General features: G+C 58.2%; 17 protein-coding genes. 9 read left to right on the top strand and 8 right to left on the bottom strand.

Annotation, left to right across the window (positions count from 1 at the left end):
• Positions 1-50 precede the first annotated feature (50 nt).
• Positions 51-1,115 (top strand): DNA polymerase IV, encoded by a 1,065-nt coding sequence (gene dinB, locus BM035_RS03195; RefSeq protein WP_092030294.1) that lies wholly within the window; start codon positions 51-53, stop codon positions 1,113-1,115.
• On the opposite strand, the gene BM035_RS03190 is transcribed toward dinB, so the two are convergent.
• Positions 1,112-1,660: a phosphatase PAP2 family protein gene (locus BM035_RS03190; RefSeq protein ID WP_092030292.1), complete on the bottom strand. Its 549-nt coding sequence runs from the start codon at positions 1,658-1,660 to the stop codon at positions 1,112-1,114. The genes dinB and BM035_RS03190 overlap by 4 nt on opposite strands.
• The gene (locus BM035_RS03185) at positions 1,626-2,834 is read right to left on the bottom strand and encodes a glycosyltransferase family 4 protein (protein WP_008176287.1); all 1,209 of its coding nucleotides are present in this window, start codon (positions 2,832-2,834) and stop codon (positions 1,626-1,628) included. The genes BM035_RS03190 and BM035_RS03185 overlap by 35 nt, the downstream gene beginning before the upstream one ends.
• Positions 2,835-2,960: 126 nt before the next feature.
• Here BM035_RS03185 and BM035_RS03180 point away from each other — a divergent pair, with 126 nt between their 5' ends.
• The 4 genes from BM035_RS03180 (at position 2,961) to BM035_RS03165 (ending at position 7,356) form a co-directional block, all read left to right on the top strand.
• A complete protein-coding gene (locus BM035_RS03180; protein ID WP_008176285.1) occupies positions 2,961-3,998 on the top strand; it encodes an NADP(H)-dependent aldo-keto reductase in 1,038 nt (345 codons plus the stop codon).
• Positions 3,999-4,224: 226 nt separating this feature from the next.
• Positions 4,225-4,548 carry a hypothetical protein gene (locus tag BM035_RS03175; RefSeq protein WP_053114615.1) on the top strand — a complete coding sequence of 108 codons (324 nt, stop codon included), beginning with the start codon at positions 4,225-4,227 and terminating at the stop codon, positions 4,546-4,548.
• A gap of 127 nt (positions 4,549-4,675) precedes the next feature.
• Positions 4,676-6,886 carry an acetyl-CoA hydrolase/transferase C-terminal domain-containing protein gene (locus BM035_RS03170; RefSeq protein WP_092030291.1) on the top strand — a complete coding sequence of 737 codons (2,211 nt, stop codon included), beginning with the start codon at positions 4,676-4,678 and terminating at the stop codon, positions 6,884-6,886.
• Positions 6,886-7,356 carry an FKBP-type peptidyl-prolyl cis-trans isomerase gene (locus BM035_RS03165; RefSeq protein ID WP_008176279.1) on the top strand — a complete coding sequence of 157 codons (471 nt, stop codon included), beginning with the start codon at positions 6,886-6,888 and terminating at the stop codon, positions 7,354-7,356. Before BM035_RS03170 ends, BM035_RS03165 begins: the two co-directional genes overlap by 1 nt.
• On the opposite strand, the gene BM035_RS03160 is transcribed toward BM035_RS03165, so the two are convergent.
• Complete coding sequence (locus BM035_RS03160; RefSeq protein ID WP_092030289.1) at positions 7,274-8,134, bottom strand: lysophospholipid acyltransferase family protein; 861 nt, start codon at positions 8,132-8,134, stop codon at positions 7,274-7,276. The genes BM035_RS03165 and BM035_RS03160 overlap by 83 nt on opposite strands.
• A 17-nt stretch (positions 8,135-8,151) precedes the next feature.
• A complete protein-coding gene (locus tag BM035_RS03155) occupies positions 8,152-8,913 on the bottom strand; it encodes a GNAT family N-acetyltransferase (protein WP_092030288.1) in 762 nt (253 codons plus the stop codon).
• A 246-nt stretch (positions 8,914-9,159) separates the two neighbouring features.
• Between BM035_RS03155 and BM035_RS03150 the strand changes: the two genes are divergently transcribed.
• From BM035_RS03150 to glpK, 3 genes are all read left to right on the top strand, one after another.
• Complete coding sequence (locus BM035_RS03150; RefSeq protein ID WP_014576254.1) at positions 9,160-9,897, top strand: response regulator; 738 nt, start codon at positions 9,160-9,162, stop codon at positions 9,895-9,897.
• A 22-nt stretch (positions 9,898-9,919) separates the two neighbouring features.
• Positions 9,920-11,539, top strand: a complete 1,620-nt coding sequence (locus BM035_RS03145) for an ATP-binding protein (RefSeq protein ID WP_227507729.1) — start codon at positions 9,920-9,922, stop codon at positions 11,537-11,539.
• Between the two features lie 257 nt (positions 11,540-11,796).
• Complete coding sequence (glpK, locus tag BM035_RS03140; RefSeq protein WP_008176268.1) at positions 11,797-13,278, top strand: glycerol kinase GlpK; 1,482 nt, start codon at positions 11,797-11,799, stop codon at positions 13,276-13,278.
• A 9-nt stretch (positions 13,279-13,287) separates the two neighbouring features.
• Here glpK and BM035_RS03135 read toward each other — a convergent pair whose 3' ends face one another.
• The gene (locus tag BM035_RS03135; RefSeq protein WP_008176266.1) at positions 13,288-14,361 is read right to left on the bottom strand and encodes an ABC transporter ATP-binding protein; all 1,074 of its coding nucleotides are present in this window, start codon (positions 14,359-14,361) and stop codon (positions 13,288-13,290) included.
• Positions 14,362-14,365: 4 nt separating this feature from the next.
• On the bottom strand, positions 14,366-15,280 hold the full coding sequence (gene argF / locus BM035_RS03130; RefSeq protein ID WP_008176263.1) for an ornithine carbamoyltransferase: 915 nt from the start codon (positions 15,278-15,280) through the stop codon (positions 14,366-14,368).
• 238 nt (positions 15,281-15,518) lie between these two features.
• On the opposite strand from argF, the gene grxD reads away from it, so the two are divergent.
• Entirely contained in the window at positions 15,519-15,845 is a 327-nt protein-coding gene (gene grxD / locus BM035_RS03125) for a Grx4 family monothiol glutaredoxin (protein ID WP_008176261.1), read from the top strand.
• A 10-nt stretch (positions 15,846-15,855) separates the two neighbouring features.
• Here the strand turns inward: grxD and BM035_RS03120 are convergent, their stop codons facing one another.
• Positions 15,856-16,608: an energy transducer TonB family protein gene (locus BM035_RS03120; protein WP_008176259.1), complete on the bottom strand. Its 753-nt coding sequence runs from the start codon at positions 16,606-16,608 to the stop codon at positions 15,856-15,858.
• Positions 16,609-16,613: 5 nt separating this feature from the next.
• Positions 16,614-18,839 (bottom strand): DUF1631 domain-containing protein, encoded by a 2,226-nt coding sequence (locus tag BM035_RS03115; RefSeq protein ID WP_008176256.1) that lies wholly within the window; start codon positions 18,837-18,839, stop codon positions 16,614-16,616.
• Between the last annotated feature and the right edge of the window lie 120 nt (positions 18,840-18,959).

Below are 18,959 nucleotides of genomic sequence, written 5' to 3'. Positions count from 1 at the left end.
AGATACAAGGCTGTATAAATGTACAGAAAGTCGACGCGAGCCCTCTGATTATGCCACAACGCAAGATCATCCATGTGGATTGTGACTGCTTCTACGCGGCCGTGGAGATGCGGGACGATCCCAGCCTACGGGATGTGCCGCTGGCGGTGGGTGGCGATGGCGGTCGGGGCGTGGTGACTACCTGCAATTACAAGGCCCGGGCGTACGGTGTGCGGTCGGCGATGCCCGGCAGCGAAGCGCGACGGCTCTGCCCGGGGCTGGTGACGGTGCCAACAGATATGGGCCGGTATCGGGCGGTCTCACAGCAGGTGATGGCTATCCTGCGGGAACTGACAGACCTGGTGGAACCGCTCTCTCTGGACGAGGCCTTTCTGGACGTCTCCGATGTGACCGATCACAAGGGCAGTGCCACGCTTATGGCTCGCCACCTTCGGGAGAGGGTGCGCCAGGAAGTCGGTATCACTATTTCCGCCGGCGTGGCGCCCAATAAATTTCTCGCAAAGATTGCCAGTGACTGGGAAAAGCCGGACGGGCTGTTCGTGATTCGCCCTGAGGACGTTGGGAGTTTCGTGCAGGCGTTGCCTGTCGAAAAACTGTTCGGAGTGGGGCAGGTGACCGCCTCGAAACTGCATGCTCTGGGGGTCAAGACCTGCGGCGACATGCAGGCGCTCGGGCCCGATGTATTGATTGATCGGTTCGGCAAGCAGGGCTATCGACTCCACGAGATGGCCCACGGCCGGGATGAGCGGGCGGTGGTGGTATCGCGGATTGCCAAGTCGGTAAGCGTGGAACGAACGTTTTCCCAGGATTTGCCAGATATGGCCGCCTGCCAGACCGTCATGGCCTCACTGGTTGCGGATCTCAACCTTCGCCTGTCGCGCAAGGCCCGCCGAAAACCGATCCACAAACTCTTCATCAAGATCCGCTACAGTGATTTTTCAACCCATACCCTTGAGCGGGTTCGTGAGCAGGTCAAAGAGCCGGCTCTGGATGATTATCTGCCACTGCTGGCTGAGCTGGTCACTAACCGGGAGCGGCCGGTGCGGCTGCTGGGTCTTGGTGTGCGTTTCCGCAATGATGATGCGCCGGTTACCCAGTTGCGTCTGTTCGATTAGAAGTGCAGCCAGCTCATGGCCGCGTAACCCATCAGGCCACCGATCAGGGCGCCGGCAGCGACATCGCTGGGGTAGTGCAGGCCGAGCACCACCCTCGATGCCGCCACACTCAACGTAAACGGAAGCACGATGAGAGCCAGCGCCGGTTCCGCCACGGTCAGCATGACCTGAAAGCAGGCAGCGTGCAGCGTGTGGCCGGACGGGAAGCTGTAGCGGTCCAGGGGCGGTGTGCCGCAGTTGATGGCGGGAAAGGATATAAATGGACGTTCACGGATGAGCCAGCGCTTCAGTAACTTGTAACTGAGGGTGCAGGTGAGGCCGGTCAACGCCATAAGCAGTGCCAGCCCTGGCCCGGATTCCGGTCGGAGAAAGGGGATGAACAGAATCAGTGCGTACCAGAACCAGCCGTCGCCGAGTCGGCTGACCAGTCGGAAATACCCGAGGGCGGGCCGGAACTGAACAGCGCGTTTAATAGACTGGCAGAAAGCGACTTCCCGCTGGTCTGCCAGTTCAAAGAAGCGAGATGCTTTGCTTGTTGATGGCATGGTATCCGGCCTTTGCGGTTTGGTTGAAAACCAGTTGTTCAAATTGTTCGATCTGCGAGTTCCAGTTCTGTTCCAGAGCGTCCAGCCTTGCCTGGGCCCTGATCCGGTTCAGCAAGGTTGGTTGATCGGCCAGGCGGAGAGCGCTGTCGACGTATGCTTCATCCTCGTCCAGAGGCACCTTCATGCCGTTTTCTTCGTGGCGTATGTGTTCGGCTGCGGCGGCGTCGTCAAAGCTGACGACGCCCAGTCCGCTGGCCATTGCCTCCAGCACCACGTTGCCGAAGGTGTCGGTTTTGCTCGGAAACAGGAAGAGGTCGCCTGAGGCGAAATGGCGTGCCAGGTCGTCGCCCCGGCGGGTGCCGCAGAACACGTAATCGGGGTGGCGTTCAGCCAGCTGGCGCCGTAGCGGGCCGTCGCCAACCAGTATGAACCTGGCCTGGGGGTGAAGGCCGCGAATACGTTCGAAGCAGGCAACCGCCATCCGAAGGTTCTTTTCCGGTGCAAGCCGGCCGACATACAGAATGGCGCGGTCATTGGCCTGTAAGCCCCAGGATTCCCGCAGTGCGCTGTCTCGCTTGTGGGGAGTAAAGCGATGACAGTCCACGCCCCGACTCCAGAGGCCGGTCGCCGGAATACCCATGGCGCGGGTTGTCTGCTGCATTTTTCGAGTCGGCACCAGGGTGATGGCCGTGCGGTTGTGGAACCATCGACCGTAGAGGCACAGCAGCCTCTCCAGCATGCCGACGCCATAATAACGGCTGTAACTGTGAAAATTTGTGTGGAAGCCCGAGCTGACCGGAATCCCTATCTGCCTTGCGGCTGTGGTCGCCGCAACGCCCAACGGGCCCTGAGTGGCAACGTAGACGGCATCGGGGCGGTCAGTGGTCAGGAGCTTTTTCAGATGGCCGGTTCGGGCGAGGCCAAAGCGCAGGTCGGCGTACCCGGGTAGCGGCAATCCGGTCACCACATGTTCACGGGAGAAGAGTGCCTCGCCAGCACTGGCAAAGTGGCCTTTGCGCTCATGCTGCTGTCGCGGCCGTATAACCGTTACCCGGTGCCCACGTTGCATCAGCCCCTGGCAAAGCTGCCTGAGCGTGTTTGCCACGCCATTGATTTCCGGCGGAAAAGTCTCCGAAACAATGGTAATGTGTTGTGAGCGCCGGTTGGCCTGCATGGTCTCGGTCACGGTGTTTCCTGTGCTTCCTTTGACATGCCCCTACTATGAAAAGCCGGCATGACAGTTATGCGACACTCCCGTGACATTCCCTTTACCCGTTAACCGAACCGAATCGGAGACGATATGCAAACGCGAAAGCTTGGAAAGACCGATCTCGACGTTACCCTGATTTGCCTGGGCACCATGACCTGGGGGGAGCAGAACACCGAAAAGGAAGCATTTGAACAGCTGGATTACGCAGTCGCCGAGGGTATCAACTTTATTGATGCCGCAGAGATGTACCCTGTGCCGCCCCGGGCGGAAACCCAGGGGCTGACCGAGACCTACCTGGGAAACTGGCTTGCAAGCAGGGGCAACCGCAACGAACTGGTAATTGCGTCGAAAGTGGCGGGACCGGGCAACGGACTGAAGTACCTGCGTAATGGTCCGCGCCTGACCCGGGATCATATTATGGAAGCCTGCGACGCCAGCCTGAAACGCCTGCAGACCGACTACATTGATCTGTACCAGGTGCACTGGCCGGATCGCAGCACGAACTTTTTCGGCAAGCTCGGTTACGAGCACAACCCGGAAGAATCTTTCACGCCGATCGAGGAAACACTCGAAGCGCTGAATGATCTGGTTCGGTCCGGGAAGGTCCGGCACATCGGACTGTCCAATGAGACGCCCTGGGGCACCATGGAGTACCTTCGTCTGTCCGGCGAGAAAGGCTGGCCGAGAGTGGCCAGTATCCAGAATCCCTACAACCTCCTGAATCGTTCATTTGAGGTGGGGATGGCGGAAATTGCCCACCGGGAACAGGCCGGTTTGCTCGCCTACTCACCGCTGGCTTTTGGCATGCTCTCCGGCAAATATCTGGGCGGCAAGTGGCCTGAAAAAGCCAGAATGACCCTGTATGAGCGTTTCAGTCGCTACACCGGCAGTCGTGGCATGGATGCCACCCAGGCCTATGTTGAGCTGGCTCGGCAGAACGGATTGTCTCCGGTCCAGATGGCGCTGGCTTACGTGAACAGCCGTAGCTTTGTGACCAGCAATATCATCGGAGCAACATCCATGGAGCAGCTGCGGGAAAACATAGGGTCCGCAAAGGTCACCCTGAGCCCCGAGGTACTGGAAGCGATAGAGGCCATTCATCAGGAATTCACCTACCCCTGCCCCTGAGCCCGCCGGCTTGGTTGGCTTGAACCCCCGGCTGAGAGGCGCTGGCCGGGGGTGCTGTTACAGTCTGAAATATCGGGGATCATAAATTGACAAAAAGATGCTGATGCCGTGACAAAAAGTCGGCGTCTTTGTGTGCAGATTCACATTTTTCCGGCTCTTAATCATTAGACTTAAGCCTAAGGTATCCGTAGACTCCCGTGTCGGAAAAAAGGTCTCAGGCAGTGTCATGATTATTCGAATCTTTGTTGCGTTACTCGCTCTCAATCTTGTTGCTTTCGTCGTTCGCGCCGAAGCATCCGAGCGCGTCTTCGAACAGGTCGAAAGCAAGACAGCCAGCGAGCAGATTTTCGAAATCCAGGAACGGGTTTCCGGTGATTTTGACGAGGACAGTTCCGATGCGTTTGCCGAAATCGGTTCCCGCCTGCTGAGCCTTACCTTCACCCGTTCGAATCACTCCGGCAAGCATTATGCGTCAGATCCGGCCCAGGCCGACCATGGCATTGCGCTCCTGAACGAGGGTGCCTGCCTGAACCTGAAGTGGAACTTCTGAACCCCGCAATTCCCCGCACCCGGCAGTATCATCAAACCCCAGAATCATGATCTGGCGCATTGTCTGTGCCCGATGCTCGTGTGATCATCTCCGTTAACATGCTGATTAGCCAATAAGGAGCTTGGTAATGGCGGGTGATAGAGGGCAGTTATCAAATGATGTGAACGCCTGTGTTGACGAGGTGATTCGCCGGGTTGGCAAGGAGATTACTCTCGGTTTGCCGCTCGGGCTCGGAAAACCGGTTCGCTTTGTTAATGCGCTATACCAGCGGGCGAAAGACGATCCGGAAATCAGCCTGCACATTGTTACGGCACTGTCGCTGCTGGCGCCAAAGGGCGGCTCCTCGCTGGAAAAGCGTTTCATGGGGCCTTTTGTTGAGCGCCTCTATGGCCGGATTCCTGAACTGGCCTATGCCAGGGATGTATCGGCAAACCGTCTTCCTGAGAATGTTCAGGTCTCGGAGTTCTTCTTCAAAGCCGGCAGTTACCTGAACAATCGTTCCCAGCAGCGGCATTACGTGTGTACCAACTATACCCATGCCGTTCGCGATCTGATGGCGGTGGGTGTCAATGTCGTCGCCCAGATGGTGTCGCCGGGCGAGGCCCATGGGCAGCCCGGCCAGGTCAGTCTGAGCTGCAACCCGGATCTGACGCTGGACCTGATTCCCCTGCTCCGTGAGCGCGAGGCGGCTGGCACGCCGGTGGCGCTGGTGGCCGAGATGAACCAGAACCTTCCCTGGTTTGGCCATCATGCGGCGATTGAAGCAGACCGGTTCGATGTCTTGCTTGATCAGCCTTCGGGAGACTATCCGCTGTTCTCAGCGCCCCAGATGTCGGTCAGCCCGGAAGACCACCTGATCGGTTTCTACGCCAGTACCCTCCTGAAGGACGGCGGTACGCTCCAGGTTGGCATCGGCTCACTGGGCGCGGCCCTGGTCCACAGCGCCATTCTCAGACACAGTCACAATAAGGCCTGGCGGCAGGTGTTTGACCATCTCCAGGTTGATCAGCATTTCCCCGTCGTTCGCGAGGACGGTGGCACCGGCTCCTTCGAGGAGGGGCTTTATGGCTGTAGTGAAATGATGGTGGATGGTTTCCTCTACCTGATGCAGGAAGGCATCCTTACCCGCGAGGTATACGATCACGCCGGTCTGCAGACATTGATCAATCGCGGTGATATTCCCAGCGAGGTGTCTCTTGCAACCCTCGATGTCCTGCGGCGCGAAAAGCTGATTGATAGCCCGTTGCGGGCAAAGGATGTTCATTGGCTGGTCCAGCATGGCATCTTTAAAGAAGCTGTCGAGTTCAAGGGCGGCCGGTTGCGTATTGGTGATCAGTCGGTCGAGGGTGATCTGGACAATCCGGAGGCCCGGCAGGCCATCGAAACCCTCATCCTCGGGGAACGGCTGACTGGCGGTATCGCCATGCACGGCGGTTTTTACGTTGGTCCCGAGCAGTTTTACCAGTACCTCAGGGAAATGACCGACGAGCAGCGTGCAAAAATCTGCATGACCAGCGTGAACTTCATCAACCACCTGTATGACCACCGGTTCGGAGACCAGAAGCTGAAAGCGGCGCAGCGCGTTCATGGCCGGTTCATCAATTCGGCTATGATGTACACCCTCAACGGTGCTGGCGTATCGGATGGTCTTGAGGATGGTCGTGTGGTCAGTGGTGTCGGTGGCCAGTACAACTTCGTTGCCATGGCTCACGAGCTGCCGGGCGCACGTTCGATCCTGTCGCTACGCAGCACCCGATCATCCCAGGGCAAGGTACTGTCGAATATCGTGTTCAATTATGGTCATTGCACCATACCCCGCCATCTGCGGGACATCGTCATTACCGAGTATGGGATTGCCGATCTGAGAGGGCAGTCCGACGAGCAGGTCTTCCTGAGGCTGATCCGCATTGCCGACTCCCGGTTCCAGCAGGAGCTTCTGAAAAAAGCCCAGAAGGCGGGCAAGGTGGATCCTGCGTTCAAGCTGCCTGCCGACTGGTGTAACAATACCCCGCAAGCCATCCGTCTTGCCGTTGCGGCAGCGGGAGATGCCAGCCTGTTCCCGCCGTTCCCGTTTGGCAGGGACTTTACCGATGAGGAGCTGACGTTGGGGAAAGCCCTTAAGTGGCTCAAGGCCGCAACGGCCACTCGCCGTGGTAAACTGTCAACCCTGTTACAGGCCCTCCGGGCCCGGGATGACGAAGGCCGTTACGGGTCCCTGCTTGAGCGCATGGGCCTGAGTAACCCTTCAGGATTGCGGGACAAGCTGGATCAGCGACTGGTTATTCATGGCCTGCAACAGCTCGAAACACCACCGGATACAGGAAACTCGAAAACCTGATGACAGCTTCACAAGCAAGACCCGACGTTTTTACCGTTCACTATGTTTTGAAGAACAAGATCGGCGAGCTGGTTGATACTTCCGAAGGCAGTGAGCCCCTGCACTTCGTCTATGGCAGTCCCGAGATTATTGAAGGGATCCAACAGGCGGTGAAAGACCGCAACGTGGGCGATTGCCTGGAGGTAACGGTGCCGCCGGCCATGGCGTACGGTGAGCACAAGCCCGAGCTGGTGCGCAAGGTGCCACGTTCACTGTTCGAAGGCATCGAGAACCTGCAGATTGGCATGAAGTTCCAGACCAACACGGGCGATGAAGCGCAGATCGTGCAGGTTGTCGGGATTGATGGCAACCTGGTTAAGGTGGACGCCAATCACCCATTGGCGGGCTTTACCCTGTACTTTGATCTGGAGATCGTTGGCCGCCGTGAAGCGACGGAAGATGAGGTAGCCCAGGGTCGTCCCCTGTTCTGAGGCACTCGGTTGCCGGTCTGTCGTATTCACCACGGTATATTCGGGTCAGTCCTTCCAGAACGGTCTCTCTCAGGCTGGCGGCGAACTCTCCGGCCGGTATCTTTTCCGACGGGTGTAAAGGTTCGTGGAAGACTACGTCGACCCGGGCAGAAGGCTGGGCTAGCATCCGCAACAAATGGTGGTGGAACTCATCATCCTCAATGAAGGGAGCCAGATGGTCGGGTCGGCCTTCCCGGCGATAGGCAATGGTGATCGGCTGTACCGGCGTTCTGTTCTCTGGAGCGGCCTTGAGCAACAGGCCATGGAACGGCAATACCGTCAGACCTGCGCTGGTGGTTCCTTCCGGGTAGACCAGGACATTCTCTTCAGCCTGCAAGTTCTCAATAATCTGGTCCCGAACGCGGCGGGCCTGACCGCCTCCCCGCCGGATGAAAAGCGTGCCGGCCTGTCGTGCCAGCCAGCCTATGACCGGCCATTGGCCAACCTCGGCTTTCGACAGGAACCGGATCGGTGCCAGGCTCCCCAGAATCGGAATATCTGACCAACTGATGTGGTTGCTGACGAACAGAACGGTATCGTCTGAGGGTGAGCCATGCTGGTGTATACGCAGTCCCAGGCACCGGCAGGCCCACCGGAAACAGAATCTGGCCCAGGGTGTCCGATCGATGGCTTTGCGGGTAACCACTTCACTGACCCTCAAACCGGCGGCCAGCATCGTGGTGGCTGCCAGAAAAGCCATAAAGGCAGTGATCCGAACGCAGAGTCTCAGCCAGCTCATCTCACAGACTCCCGTCTTCAGGATGCCGAGCGCATGAAGTGCCGGCTGTAGCGGCCGGCCAGTTTGCTGACCTCCAGCACAACCAACAGGTCGGCACAGCGAAAATCCGGATCCCAGCAGGGCTCACCGCAGACACGGGCACCAAGACGCATGTAGGCTCGGATCAGCGCAGGAACGTCCACCGGTCGATCGCTGTCCCGGGTGTGGGTCAGATGCGGCATCGCGCGAAGTGGCTTTACCAGAAAGGCCGGATCGGCCAGGTACTCGTTCTGGAGGTGGCTGGCGATGCGCCAGGCTTTCAGGCCTCCGTCAGACATGCCGATGCTCGCGCAGCCAATCATGTAGTCAACACCGCGCTCAACCAGATATTCGGCCACTGCCGACCAGAGCAGGCTGATGGTCGCGCCATTGCGATAATCCGGGTGAACACAAGTGCGCCCCAGCTCGGCTATGGTGCCAGGGAGTCTCTCCAGGGCGCTCAGGTCGAACTCCCCGGCCGAATAAAAGCCGCCAACGGCTGCCGTGTCTGCCTGATGCAGGATTCGCGTGGTCGCTACCAGCTCGCCGGAATCCAGGTCGGTTACGACCAGGTGGTCACACACGGTGTCGAACTCGTCGGCGTCGATGCCTGGCGTCTGTGCGCCCAGGTCGCTGCCATACTCTTCCGAAAACACCCGGTAACGCAGTCGCTGGGCTGCTTCGACCTGTCTGGGGCACCGGGTCATGTCGGTTTTCAGGCGACGGGCGCTGCGGCGGGCTTTCGCGGTTTGTGTGGTCATGGCGTCGTCTCTTTTGTTTCCATTTCCCGACAAGCCTATGAAGCCGGTATGACACATCGGTGACCACCAGGTGACGTGTCTGTGACATCGGGGTCCGATTGGAGGTTACGGGAGCTCTGTCACAGGGTGTAACGAAGCAGTAGTTCCATGTATATTTCTGAATAGCATGTATAATTGCTGTTACAGCAGGTTGCCTGTATCGTCAGGTACACAGAATGACCTGAAACCGGAATAACAAAACCAGAGATGGATGGCGTGGAACAGACAAACGAAAGTTGGCGAATTCTGATTGTCGAGGACGACGAGCGGTTGGCGGAGTTAACCCGCGAATACCTTGAAAGCAACGGGTTGACCGTCTCCCTGGAAACTCATGGTGGTGCCGCGGTAGAGCGGATCCGTAACGAGCAGCCGGATCTGGTGGTTCTGGATCTCATGTTGCCTGGCGAGGATGGGCTCTCCATTTGCCGTCGGGTGCGCCCCTTCTTTTCCGGTCCGATCATCATGTTGACTGCCCGAACCGACGATCTGGACCAGGTCCTGGGTCTGGAAATGGGTGCCGATGACTATATTGGCAAACCGGTCAAACCCCGGGTGCTGCTGGCGCGTATTCGCGCGATGCTGCGTCGGGTGACCGAAACCGGCTCGGGGTCGGCGGACGAGGCAGGGGGCGAAGAACCGGTGCGCCTCCAGTTCAATGATCTGGTTGTCGACCGCTCCATGCGGGAGGCCTGGCTGAGTGAAGAAAGCATCGATCTGACCAGCGCCGAATTTGATTTGCTCTGGTTGCTCGCCAGCAACGCGGGCCGCGTGCTTAGCCGGGAAGAAATCTTCACCGCCTTGCGTGGTATTGAATATGATGGTCAGGATCGATCCATTGATGTTCGCGTTTCCCGGATTCGACCCAAGATTGGCGATGACCCCATCCATCCGCGACGCATCAAGACCGTTCGTAGTAAAGGCTACCTGTTCGTAAAGGAAGCCTGACGATTCAGTCTCTGGAGCCGGTGTGCCATTCGCCCGCATACCGGTGTTCCATGCCAGGGTTGGTACCATGCCCCTGAAGTTCTTCCTCAAGCTTTATGCCCGCCTTGCCGGCCTGACCGCGCTGGTTGTTTTTTTATGTGTCCTGCTGTTCACCGGGATCAACTCGGTGCGCTCCCAATTCTGGCATGAACGCTTCCCCGAGCCACTGATGCGCTGGCTGGCTGCGGCCCCGGCACCATTACAGCAATACCACTGGCTGAGTTCGGCGGTTGATCTTCGCATGGGGGCTGCTTCCCGTTTCAACCTGTCACCGGTGGCTCTGGAGCGACTTGGCTACGGCCAGGTGGTTGGCATCGACAGTGACGTAGGGTATCGGGTTCTGGTAACCGGACTGAGCGGAGAAATCCTGCAGCTGCGTCTGAACGAGCCCTACCGGGATGTGTCAGAAACCATTGGGTTGATTTTCCGGTGGCATCTTGATTCAGCCTCTGCGGATGACCGTCTCAATGTTGCCTCGCAAATGGCCCGTTCTCTCAATGTCGAAGTGCAGACCCTGGACGACGCCGACCTGCTGCCGGACTCTGACGTTCTGGACCAGGTCGCCGAGCGGGGCCTTGCCTTCTACACCGACGAATCAGACGGTTGCGGACGGGTGATCGTTCAGCTATCCGACGGTGAGTTGTACCGGATTGACATGCCCGCGGGGTTTGATCCCTGGGCCTGGCCGGTTGTCCTGCTGCTGGTCCTGGTGCTTGGCGGGGTTTTGGCCGTTGCCGTTTTCCTCGCGCTCCGGGAAGTGGACAGTAATCTCAGAACCGTTGAGTCGGTAGCGGTTCGAATCGCACGTGGAGAAATGAGCGCCCGGGTCCAGGCGGGCGAGGGAACGCTGGTAACCCGCCTGGCCTCGTCATTCAACGGTATGGCCGAACACATACAGCGCCTGGTGCAGGTGCAGCGGGAAATGATTCACGCGGTTTCGCACGAATTGCGCACTCCCGTGGCCCGTATCCGCTTTGGCGTCCAAATGATCGAGGACTGCCAGGACGAGTCTGCCCTGCAAAGGCAACTGGACGGTATTGATGGCGATATCCAGGAACTGGACGAGCTGATTGATGAGATCCTGACATATGCGCGGCTGGAGCAGGGCGGCCCGGTTTTCTCGCTGCAGGAAACCTCGGTAACCGACATTGTCCGCCAGGTGGTCTCTGAGCAGCAGATGGTCCGGCCCGAGCTGAGTATCGAAGGCAACATTGATGAGGTCTCGGAACGTTGGGCGCTGTCGGATATTGAGCCTCGCTACCTGCATCGGGCGATCCAGAATCTGGTAGGCAACGCAGGACGCTACGCGGCTGGCAAGGTGCTGGTCAGCTGTCATTTCGATGAGGACAACTGTCGCGTTGACGTTGAAGACGATGGCCCCGGCATTCCAGAGGAAGACTGGGAGAAAGTGTTTACTGCGTTTGCCCGACTGGACGACAGCCGTACCCGAACCTCCGGCGGCTACGGCCTGGGTTTGTCTATTGTTCGCCGGATTCTCTACTGGCACGGAGGGCACGCCTTCGTCAGCAGGAGCGACACGCTTGGCGGTGCAAAATTCAGCCTGGTCTGGCCCAGAAAAAAACCGGTGGACTCCATTGTGTGAGCCAGACCCCATCGCCTCACCTGATGTAACAAAGCAGCTACACAAGCACTACTGAAGTTTTTGGCGGGCCGGTCAATACTGCAAAGCGTAAGGGATGACTTTTGAGGTTGTAGTTCTTACGAACTTTCCTTGTTTCATTCGTCATTTGAGGGCCGGTTTTCCGGCCCTTTTTTTATGCCTGCTCCCAAATTCCATATCGGTCACCCTTTCCCGTCTGCTCTGCTGTTAGAATTCCGGGAAACAAAAGGAGGCCGTCCATGACCCGTTATCTGCTTGCCATCGACCAGGGCACAACCAGTTCCCGTGCTATTGTTTTTGATCAAACGGGCAACAGCGTTGCAACCGATCAGCAGGAATTTCACCAGTATTTCCCGAAAGATGGCTGGGTGGAGCACGATGCTCGGGAAATCTGGGACAGCACTCTGGCGGTGTGTCGCGGCGCGCTCGACAAAGCGGGTATCGACGCCTCGGAGCTGGCGGGTATTGGTATCACCAATCAGCGGGAAACCACGGTGATTTGGGACCGGGCAACCGGCGAGCCGATCTACCACGCTATTGTCTGGCAGGACCGTCGAACCGCGTCCTGGTGTACCAAGCTGAAATCAGACGGCCATGAGGACACGGTTGTTGAACGAACCGGGCTGCTAATTGATCCCTACTTTTCGGCCACCAAGATAGCCTGGATTCTCGATAACGTGGAGGGCGCCCGCGCCCGGGCCGAATCCGGTGCACTGGCTTTTGGAACGGTGGACAGTTGGCTGCTCTGGAACCTGACGAACGGAAAATCCCACTGCACCGATGCCACCAATGCCTCGAGAACGGCTCTTTTCAATATTCACAAGCAGGACTGGGACGACGATCTTCTGGCCCTGTTTCGCGTGCCGCGGGCCTTGCTGCCGGAAGTACTCGATAGCGCCGCAGACTATGGCACCGCCGAAGTACAGTGGTTGGGCGCGCCAGTTATGATTGCCGGCATTGCAGGGGATCAGCACGCGGCTCTCGTGGGGCAGGCCTGCTTTTACCCGGGCATGGCCAAGAGCACTTACGGCACCGGCTGTTTTCTCATGCTCAATACGGGCGATAAGGCCGTTCGGTCCGAAAATCGGTTGCTGACCACCATGGCCTATCGGCTAAACGGCAAGCCCTGTTACGCGGTAGAAGGAAGTATTTTTGTTGCCGGTGCTGCCATGCAGTGGTTGAGGGACGGGCTCAAGCTGATTGCCCACGCCAATGAATCTTCCGCCCATGCGGAGGCGGTCGGAGTCGACAATCCGGTTTACCTGGTTCCGGCGTTTACCGGCCTGGGAGCCCCTCATTGGGATCCTCATGCTCGCGGCGCCATCATGGGCCTGACGCGGGATACGGGCATTGGCGAGATCGTTACCGCCGGCCTGCAGTCGGTCTGCTATCAGACCAAGGACCTGGTGCGGGCGATCCAGAACGACGGCGCCCGACTTGAATCGCTGCGCGTGGATGGCGGTATGGTGGTGAACGACTGGGTGATGAAGTTCCTGGCCGACATACTGAATGTCACCGTTGACCGGCCCCGGGTTACAGAGACAACCGCTCTCGGAGCTGCCTACCTTGCGGGACTACAGACAGGTATTTTTGACAACCTTGAGCAGATCTCCGCGCTCTGGGAATGCGAGCGGCAGTTCCATCCGGAAATGCGCCCGGCTTTGCGAGAATCTCTCTACGCTGGCTGGCTGGATGCTGTCGAGCGCGTCTGCAACAACTGAATCTCTCAATCAGCTGGTGCGTTCGAAGGCAATCAGGTGATCCGCCTCGACACGCACCGGCACATGCTCACCCAGGTTGAAATCCAGGTGACTGCGGAACAGGGCTTCGAACTCTGTGTCTTCGGAACACCGGAAACGGTAGAGCGTGGAAGTGCCGGCAAAGGTTTTCTCAACCACCTTTGGCTGCAGATCCGAGTCGGGGTCATGAACGATGTCATCGGGCCGGATCAGAACGTCTACCAGGGTGCCGGGTTCCCATTTGTAGGCCCGGTTGCCGTGGATCACGCCGAGCTCGGATTCAATAGTATCCGGCCCCAGGGCGGTGCCGGGGACGAATCCGCCCTGACCCACGAAGCTGGCAACGAAACGATTTGCCGGTTCATGGTAGAGGTTGTAGGGCACGTCCCACTGCTGGATCCTGCCGTCCCGCAACACAGCGACCTGATCGCACATGGCGAAGGCTTCCTGCTGGTCGTGGGTAACCAGAATGGCGCTGATGCCGAGCGTCTTCAGGATTTCGCGAACATCCAGGCTCAGCCGACGGCGCAGATCCGCGTCCAGATTGGAAAACGGCTCATCCAGCAAAATCAGCGTGGGCTCGGGTGCCAGGGCGCGGGCCAGGGCAACGCGCTGCTGCTGGCCGCCAGACAGTTCATGGGGATAGTTGTCGGCCAGATCCTGCAGATGCACGACATTCAGTAGTTCCATGACCTTCTGCCGTTTCTCTGCCTTGTTCAGATTCCGCAGACCGAACCCCACGTTGTCAGCGATAGTCAGGTGCGGAAACAGGGCGTAATCCTGGAACACCATGCCGATCCGACGCTTTTCCGGGGGCAGGGTGCGTCCGGGCAGGCTGATGGCCTGGGACTGCAGCGAAATCTCGCCACCACTCAGTGGAAGAAAACCGGCGAGGGCGCGCAGTATGGTACTTTTGCCGCAGCCGCTCGGGCCAAGCAGGCAGCCGATGTCGCCATGGCTCAGGGCAAAGCTGACATCCTTGACCACAGAATCCCCGCCGTAGCCGCAGGACAGGTTATTGACCTCGAGCAGCCAGTCTGCCGGAGATTGTGCGGTTGTGCTCATGGAATCAGTCCAGCCGGTTCAGGATGAGAAATTCGAGCAGTGCCTTCTGGGCGTGCAGGCGGTTCTCGGCCTCGTCCCAGACCACGGAGGCAGGATGCTCCATCATGTCCGCCGATATTTCCTCACCACGGTGAGCCGGGAGGCAATGCATGAACAGCACATCCTTATCGGCCACAGAGAGCAGCCCGGGATTGATCTGATAGCCACTGAACGCCCTTTCACGGGCTTTCTGCTCGTCTTCCTGGCCCATGGAAGCCCAGACGTCGGTCACCAGGAGCTGGGCGTTTCGGGCCGCCTCGGCCGGCTCCCGGAACACCTTGACCCGGTCTTCGTGGCCCTTGAGCATTGATTCTGCCGGCTCGTAGCCCTCAGGACAGGCGATGTTCAGGTTGAAATCGAACTGTGCGGCGGCATTGATGTAGGAGTGGCACATGTTGTTGCCATCGCCGATCCAGGCAACGGTAGCGCCGCGAATACTGCCGCGGTGTTCCCGGAATGTTTGCATATCGGCCAGCAATTGGCATGGGTGAAAGTCATCGGTCAGCGCATTGATCACCGGCACCCGTGATGCAGCCGCGAAGCGCTCCACGGTTTCATGGGCAAAGGTGCGGATCATCACCGCATCAACCATGCTGGAGATAACGATAGCCGAGTCTTCTATCGGCTCGCCCCGGCCAAGCTGGGTATCCCGTGGCGACAGGAACATTGCGGAGCCGCCGAGCTGGGTCATGCCGGCTTCAAAAGAAACCCGGGTTCGCGTTGATGATTTTTCGAAGATCATCGCAAGGACACGGTTCTTGAGGGAGTCCCGAACCTTCCCTTGCCGCCACTCGTTGCGCAATGCTGTGGCATGATCAACCAGGCTTTCCAGCTCGTTGGTTGTCATGTCATTCAATGTCAGAAAATGTCGTGCCGCCATGCAATGGCCCTTATCTCACCGAACCCCGCTGCTGGCGGGATTGCCTGAACGTTGGCTGAAAAAATTGGGCATCAAGTCTAGCCCTTCGGAGCAGGTATGACAACGCTGTGGCCGGGCTGGAACTGCCGGTGTTGCTCGAGGTCAAATCAAGGTGTTTGGTGAGGTGTTCGGCACCCGTGTACAATAGCGTCAAGAAAATTGCCGTGTGGCAAGACTGTTCCAACAGAGGTGAATGTTCATGGATATCAATGAAACCATTAAGAGCCAGCTTGAAGAGAATCCGATCATCCTGTACATGAAGGGCAGCCCACAGGCACCCCAGTGTGGCTTCTCGGCCAAAACCGTACAGGCGGTAATGGCCTGCGGCGAACGCTTTGCCTTCGTCAATATTCTGGATAACCAGGAGCTTCGTGAAGCCCTGAAGGTTTACTCCAGCTGGCCCACGTATCCCCAGCTGTACATCAATGGTGAGCTCGTTGGCGGATGTGACATTGTTCTCGAAATGTCCGAGAGCGGTGAGCTGGCCAAACTTGTCAAAGAGGCGGCGAAGCAGGCAGAAGCCTGATCACTGCCGCTCAGAGCCGTTTCGGGGTGAACAACAGTTCCACCTCGAAGCGGTTCGCGCTCCCGCTATCCTTCGGTGGCTGAGGGTAGGGGCTAGCCGCCAGCGCAGCCCGATATGCAGCTTCATCGATTGGCTTGATTCCTGTTGATTTCAGAACCCTTGCCCGGGTCAGGGCGCCATTTCCAAGCAACTGCAGTTCGACTTCCATAGCGACCGTGTCAGTGAGGCTCCTCATGGCCGGCACTCTCAGTTCTTCAAGTTGATGGGCCAGATGGACGGCCAGTTTGACCACATAGGGGTCGAGCTCGCCCGGTGACTCCGTAACCCTCGTAATGCTCTCCTCCGTTTTTTCAGGGAGCTGTTCGGGTTCTTCTCCGGCAGCAGAGCTGGCGCTTGACTGTGCGGCTTCGCTCCGGGGGACGCTGGTATTTGTTGCCTTTGTCGGGGCGGGGGTTTGCGGCTCGCGGGATGTCACAACCTCCGGTTTGGAGAGGGGTTCCGGCTCAGGAGGATCAATCTCAAACGGCGTTACCCGTGGTGCATCCCGACGAGGACTGAGGTCAGCTGACGGGTCGGCAACCGTTCTAAGAGTGCCCGGGGCTACCAGCTCAAACCTTACACTCTCCCTGTGCGTGACCGTTGGTTCTTCCTTGGGCGAGGAGATGCCTGAAAGCAGGAGCGTGTGTAGGAAAAGAGCCAGAGACAAGGCAAGCCCAAGCCGGTAGGCAGCCGGCAGGGCATTGGGACTGCTTTTTTCAGGCATTGGCGTCAGGCGGTCTTGCTCCGGAGGGTGCCGACAACCGCATCCAGGGCCCGATCAATCAATGCGCCCTGCTCAAGCAGGGTCAGCCGGCCACGGCGCATTTCATGGGCCAGTTCAACCCGGGTTTTCTCAATCACTTTCAGCCCCATCCGGTTCACAAAGACAAAGCAATCTGCTTCATCAATGATGGCGGACAGCTTGCAGCGGAAGTTTGCACCATTGACCAGTCGAAACTCGACCCAGTTACCAATCTCGATACCGTCAATCTGGGCAACATATTCCGAGATTGCAGCGTCTTCCAGTTCCTGCTGGCGCTCAACGGCCGTCTGGTGAACGGTCGCGATTTCCTCTTCCGCCGGCTCTTCAGGAGAATCCTGTAGTGCTTCGATGGCAGCATTGGTCCGGAATGCCTCTGCCAGCTGATGCTTGAGCTGGCCCATCATTTCATCGAGTCTCGATGAGTTATAGGAGACCTCTTCAAGTCCTGACCGCAGTGATTTCAGCAGGCCAGGCACGACCCGCACCCACTGGTCTCTTTCGTCATCTTCCTGATGGGGGTGAAGACACCAGATCAGATCATCGACGACCTTCACCGTGGCATTCCACCGATGCTCCACGTCATCCCTGAGATAGGCAAGAAACATCACGCGGCTCCAGCCATTCATCAGGATGTCATGGATGGACTCCGGCAGTTTGTAACGGGACACCTTCTGTTTAAGAAGATTGTCGACGGTTTGTTGAGCCGTCTGGGACTTGATCCGACCCCGCTCGGATTCACGGGTTCTCTGCTCAACCAGAGACGCCTTTCGGTTCTCCCGTTCAAGGAACTGTTCGAATTCCTGATTGAGGGTTTCAAAAAGCGAAACATCACCGTCAAATTCGTTGAGAATCCTTTGCACAATGTTGTGAATCTGTCCGTAGAGTTTGTCCTTGGTTTTCTCGTCGCTGCTACTCCAGCCAATGCCTGCTCTCGCCAGGGAGTTCAGGAGACGTCTGGCCGGGTGCGTAGCCTGGCTGAAGAAACTCTTGTCCCGGATAACCACTTTCAGGATCGGAATCTGCAGCCTGCTTATCAACACCTGAACCGGAGCTGACAGGTTGTAGTCGTCAAGAATGAATTCAAACAGCATGGAAACCAGGTTAATGAGGTCTTCATCGACCTCGTTAAGCGCCGGTTTTCGACCATCCCCGGTATCGGTCTGGGAAAGGAGCTGTTGTACCAGCTGACGGAGATCAACGCTGACAGGTTCGCCGGCGCTCAGGTTGCCCTGGTCCTGCCGGGGGGCTGAAAGCGGCAATGAATTGAGAAGGCTTGCCAGCTCGGAGTCACCCACGACCCGGACATTCGGGTCCGAGGCACGGGGAGGTATGCCCGCATTGGCCCGTTGCAGCGCCAGCATCTGTCGGATCTGTTCGAAAACCGCGCTGCTGCTGGCGGCCTGGCCGGCCCGTTCTGCCGCGGAAGCGTCCGGCGCGCTTTCCTGTTTTGGCGCCTCTGCCGACTGGGGACTGGAGGCCTCATGCTGCTGACCGGATTTGCCGTGATAACGGAAGTTCGGAATGATCCCGGCCTGGATCAGTATGCGGTTGGCTTCGTCCAGCAGCATGCCGAGGTTGGACACAACATAGCGGTCAAACTGCTTGAGCAGGATCAGGCGCTCACGGATCTGGATCTCAAGGGCCTGTATTGCCTCTGTGAACGCACTGCAAAGGTGTTCCGGTGCCATCGGATTGACCGGTGATTCGTCGGTGGCTTCCGGGTACACCTGACTGAAACGGGTCTGGAGTTGCAGCAGTGGGCCCTGAAAGTGCGCCTTTGCCTTGGTGATCATGGCGTTGAGGGCAACCTGCTCCTCAAGGTCGTCATTGCCGACCAGGGCAAGAGTGTCGGCGCTGGCCTGCTTGCTCAGCTGTTCTTCCTGAAGCGGTCCGGTGTGAGGGGGGGTGGCAAAATATTGGGCAACGGTGTTCTGGAAATGCCGCTCGACACCCTTACGCTTGATGCGAATTTCACGCATCGCCTCGAAGTACCGGTTCTGTTCGTTGTTGCTGCGGGCATTATTGGCCAGCTCGAACAGCGAATCGTCGACGGCGTCGAAGGCGCCCTGCAGCAAATCACCGAGCCCGGCGACAACCGTGTCCCGGATGCGGGTGACCTCCGCAGGAACCGGTCTGTTACTTCCGGCTTCCCTGTGTTCGCGGAGGTAATGTATGCCGGACTGCTTGTTCATGGCAGACTCCTGTTTACGCCTCAACCGGATACATGACCGAGCTTGAAATCCTTGGATTCTCGTTATTGGTTAAATTTACCGCATTTTGCCCAAAGTTAACATGACCAAACGCTAACGTGG

Origin of the sequence: Marinobacter sp. DSM 26671 (assembly GCF_900112835.1) — a bacterium.
Classification (GTDB): Bacteria; Pseudomonadota; Gammaproteobacteria; order Pseudomonadales; family Oleiphilaceae; genus Marinobacter; species Marinobacter flavimaris.
Note: the sequence above shows the minus strand (reverse complement) of the source record. Positions and strands in the feature narration are given on the sequence as shown.